3 protein-coding genes are annotated in these 3,940 nt (G+C 42.2%); all 3 read left to right on the plus strand.

The window, feature by feature from the left end; all coding sequences use genetic code 11:
• Window positions 1–77: 77 nt before the first annotated feature.
• The 3 genes from ACFQ2O_RS20465 to ACFQ2O_RS20475 all read left to right on the plus strand — a co-directional run bounded on the left by ACFQ2O_RS20465 (window position 78) and on the right by ACFQ2O_RS20475 (window position 3,778).
• Window positions 78–296: a hypothetical protein gene (locus ACFQ2O_RS20465; RefSeq protein WP_377532483.1), complete on the plus strand. Its 219-nt coding sequence runs from the start codon at window positions 78–80 to the stop codon at window positions 294–296.
• Between the two features lie 344 nt (window positions 297–640).
• Window positions 641–1,405: a polysaccharide biosynthesis/export family protein gene (locus ACFQ2O_RS20470; RefSeq protein ID WP_377532485.1), complete on the plus strand. Its 765-nt coding sequence runs from the start codon at window positions 641–643 to the stop codon at window positions 1,403–1,405.
• Window positions 1,406–1,408: 3 nt separating this feature from the next.
• The gene (locus ACFQ2O_RS20475) at window positions 1,409–3,778 is read left to right on the plus strand and encodes a GumC family protein (protein WP_377532488.1); all 2,370 of its coding nucleotides are present in this window, start codon (window positions 1,409–1,411) and stop codon (window positions 3,776–3,778) included.
• Window positions 3,779–3,940 lie beyond the last annotated feature (162 nt).

Raw genomic sequence — 3,940 nt, forward strand, 5'->3', positions numbered from 1 at the left:
ATTAAATTTTTCGTAGCAGCGCCGTACAACCTATGTTTTATGTATGTATATTGGTTCTATAGTTAGCCAAAGGAATTATGGAATACAACATTATCATTGCAAACGACCTAGAGGGGTTGGCATCAGAAGTGGCAACTTTCCTGCCACAGGGATGGAGATTAAAAGGAGCAATTGTAGAGCACGTAAACGGTTTTGCACAGCAACTGATTCGCCATCCAAAGGATAGTATCAGAGTTCAGAATAATAATCCGCAGCAGCCTGCCTCTAAACAAAGGCGCACCAAGTGGATTGAATAATATAGACAACTATCAGATTTTTAGCCAGTCAGGAGGCCACTCTTCTTTATGAGGAGTGGCCTCCTGCTTTTTATGCTCCAGTGTTGTGCTGTAACACGTCGGAGGCGCGAAAACTTCTGGCTCTGATCCTGCGTACATGCCCTGCTATGAGAGCATAGATTATGCATTTATTAAAATTCCTAAATATTTAGATAAAAAGGTATCTTTTTAAGCAACTACAAGTATACAATGCAGAACTGTTGCTCTCGCGACAATTAGTATTCCATAACAATTCAAAAAAACCAACAAGTGTTCAAAGCATCACCATGTGTTGCCCAACCTTTTAAGACCCTTAACAGCCTGATATGAGAAATTTAGCATACTTTCTCTTGCTCGTGCTTTTCGTAAGCTCTTGCGTTACAAAAAAAGAACTTGTCTATCTTCAGAATGACAACCTGAAAAAAAACATTCCTACAGAATATCAATCCAATTTTACAGCTTACCAACTGCAGCCAAACGATGTGTTGTCTATAAAAGTGCTGAGCGTGGACCCAGACATGTCTAACATGTTCAACATTGTTAACCCAAACAATGCTTTCGGTGTTTCAGACCCTGGCAGCATGTATATAAGCGGCTATACTTTAGATGCTGAAGGATTTATAACGCTACCTATTATAGGAAAGCTGAAAGTGCTTGGATTAACCACAGCACAGACGCAGGAGTTAATTCAGAAAAACCTTAACAGATACATAACTGACGCCACGGTTATCTCTAAGTTACTGAGCTTTAAGATAAGCGTATTAGGTGATGTAAAGATGCCTGGGCACTTTTATATCTATAATGAGCGGGCAAATATATTGGAAGGCTTAAGTATGGCCGGCGACCTTACCCAGGCTGCCAGCAGACAGAACCTTAAACTGATCCGCCAGAAAGGTAACCAATCCGAAGTAATATTATTAGACCTCCGCGATCCAAACCTCGTACAATCACAGTACTATTACTTGATGCCGAACGATGTGATTTATGTGGAGCCACGCACAAAACAATTGAAGCGGGACAATTTAGTAGTGGTAAGCACCGTATTAGGAGTTATATCAACAGGAGCTCTGTTATACAATTTGTTTAAGTAGAAGATGAAGAAGAAGAATGAGCATTCGATAGACTTAAAGAGTTGGTTTTTTAAGTTCAGGTCGAAGTGGTATTTATTTGCAGCATGTGCTGTACTGGCTCTGGCAGCGGCCTATGTGTATATTAAAAGTTCGCCACGTATTTATGAGTTCAATGCAACACTACTCTTAGGCGATCAGCAGACAGGCTCTAAGAAAGCCCAGGAGTTATTAGAAGTACTTGACGTACAAAGCAGGGGCATTAAAGTAGAAGACGAGATAGGCCTTTTACAATCTGCAGAAATGATCAAGCAGGCTCTAAGGAACCTTGACTTTACAGTTTCTTACTACAAGGTGACAGACCATTGGCTTAACAACATTACACACCTTGTAGTGGAGGAGCAGTATGAAACGGCCCCCTACGAAGTTGATTTGGATACAAGTACATTCCAGCTGGTAGACATTCCTATTTATGTACGCCCGATTGATGATCAGACGTATGAAATACGTGTAGAAGGAGAACACGTGCCCCGCTACAACTTCCGCAGTCACAGCACTGTTGAATCTTTACCGGAAGTAAAGTTCACGAAGAAGCTTAAGTATGGCGAGGCCTACAAAGACGAAAACATGAGCTTTACCCTGGACAGAAGCAATACGAAGGACTTGAGCGATGGCAAGGAATACTATTTTGTAATCAACAGCTTAGATAGCCAGGTTGGCCAGCAACAGAGTGCGCTAGGTGTAGCCCCTATTGACCGTGAGGCACGTGTATTATCGCTTTCCAGCAGAGGCACTATTCCTGATAAGCAAGTGGCTTTTCTGAACACGCTGATGTCTGAGTATGTGGCCAACGACCTAAAGGAGAAAAACCAGAACGGTTTGAAAACGCTTGAGTTTATTGACAGTCAGTTGGCTGGCATTTCTGACTCTCTGCGCCGCAGCAAGCAGCAGCTATCCTCATTCCGGTCTACAAACCGCATTGCTAACATCAATGTACAGTCTAACATCAGCTATGAGAAGCTTTCGCAGTTAGAAGCTGACAAAGCTAAACTAAGCACTGACCGCTCTTACTATAACAATATATTGGAGCAGGTACAAACCGGCAATGGCATAGCACAGTCTGTTTCACCTACTGTATCAGGTATTCAGAGCCCTATACTTAATAGCTTGTTTCTGCAACTGGCAGAGCTAAACCAGCGCAAAGCAGGCTATAGTGTAAATGCAACTCAAGATAACCCGATGCTTCGCAAGATTGAAGGTGAAATAGAAAGCACTCGCACTTCCATTGTTGCTAACATCAAGAACCTTATCCGGTCTTCTGATATCTCTATAGAGAACCTGAATAAAAGAATAAGCGAGATAGAATCAAGTTTGGCGGCTTTGCCAGAAAACGAGCGCAAGCTTATGGATCTTCAGAGCGAAGCAGAGTTTGTTAGTAAAAAGCATGATTTCCTTTTAGAGAAGCGCGCTGAGGCTGCTATTGCACTTGCCACAAATGCTACAGACAAAAAGATTGTCGACCATGCTTCTATGGCTGGCACAACCCCTGTAAATGTAAAGCCTAAGATGATTTACCTGCTGGCCTTAATGATAGGCTTGGCAATTCCTGCAGGCTTTATCATCTTGCTGGATAGCGCAGACACGACGGTGCAAGGCAAAGAAGACCTGTCGAGCATCACCAATATACCTTTCCTGGGTGTGGTGGCTCATGGTACCAAAGCTGACAAATTAGCTGTGCTGAACAACCAGCGTTCTGCCATTGCCGAATCATTCCGGTCGATACGCATTAACCTGCAGTACCTGATGGCCGACAGTAGCTTTAAAGTAATAGGTGTGACATCATCTATTTCTGGAGAGGGCAAAACCTTCTGCTCTGTTAACCTAAGCTCAGAAATGGCTTTATCTGGCAAGAGAGTGGTATTGATAGAGTCTGACATGCGTAAGCCTACCTTCAGTAAGTACTTCCCTGTATCAGACACTGTTGGCCTGGCTTCCTATCTGACGCAAGGGCAACCTTTGGATGATGTGATTCAGAAATCACCTGTAGACAATCTGGATATTATCCCTTGCGGATTTTTACCGGACAACGCTTTGCATTTGCTGGAAACTCCGAAAATGCAGGAATTGGTTGACCAGCTAAAAGAACGCTATGACTACGTAGTTATCGATACCCCTCCTATTGGTTTTGTATCAGAATATTTTGTACTGATGCGCCATATGGATGTAAACCTTTATGTAGTGAAGCATAAGTATACAGACAGAAACCTGCTGTCGCAGATTAATGAGCTTCATTCATCCAAAAGGGTTAAAAATATCTATATGATCATCAATGACCTGAATTACAATAAAACGTATGAGTACGGTTACAAACGTAAAGCTCATTACTATTACGCATAACATTGCCTCCTCCTAGTATATCCCTGCAGATAAAGCCTTTAAAGAAGCTTTATCTGCAGGGATATACTAGGAGTAATTACTACCAGAAACCATGCTTCTCCTTCTAAATATGGCATGTTTTCCCTCTGATTAGTTATGCAATTCTGTTCTTTAATCAGGAAC

It is taken from the genome of Pontibacter rugosus (assembly GCF_042678745.1).
GTDB lineage: Bacteria > Bacteroidota > Bacteroidia > Cytophagales > Hymenobacteraceae > Pontibacter > Pontibacter rugosus.

What these genes read in the sequence shown, in the direction of transcription:
- ACFQ2O_RS20465 (WP_377532483.1), top strand. Translation starts at nt 78, where the DNA reads ATGGAATACAACATTATCATTGCAAACGACCTAGAGGGGTTGGCATCA.
- ACFQ2O_RS20470 (WP_377532485.1), top strand. Translation starts at nt 641, where the DNA reads ATGAGAAATTTAGCATACTTTCTCTTGCTCGTGCTTTTCGTAAGCTCT.
- ACFQ2O_RS20475 (WP_377532488.1), top strand. Translation starts at nt 1,409, where the DNA reads ATGAAGAAGAAGAATGAGCATTCGATAGACTTAAAGAGTTGGTTTTTT.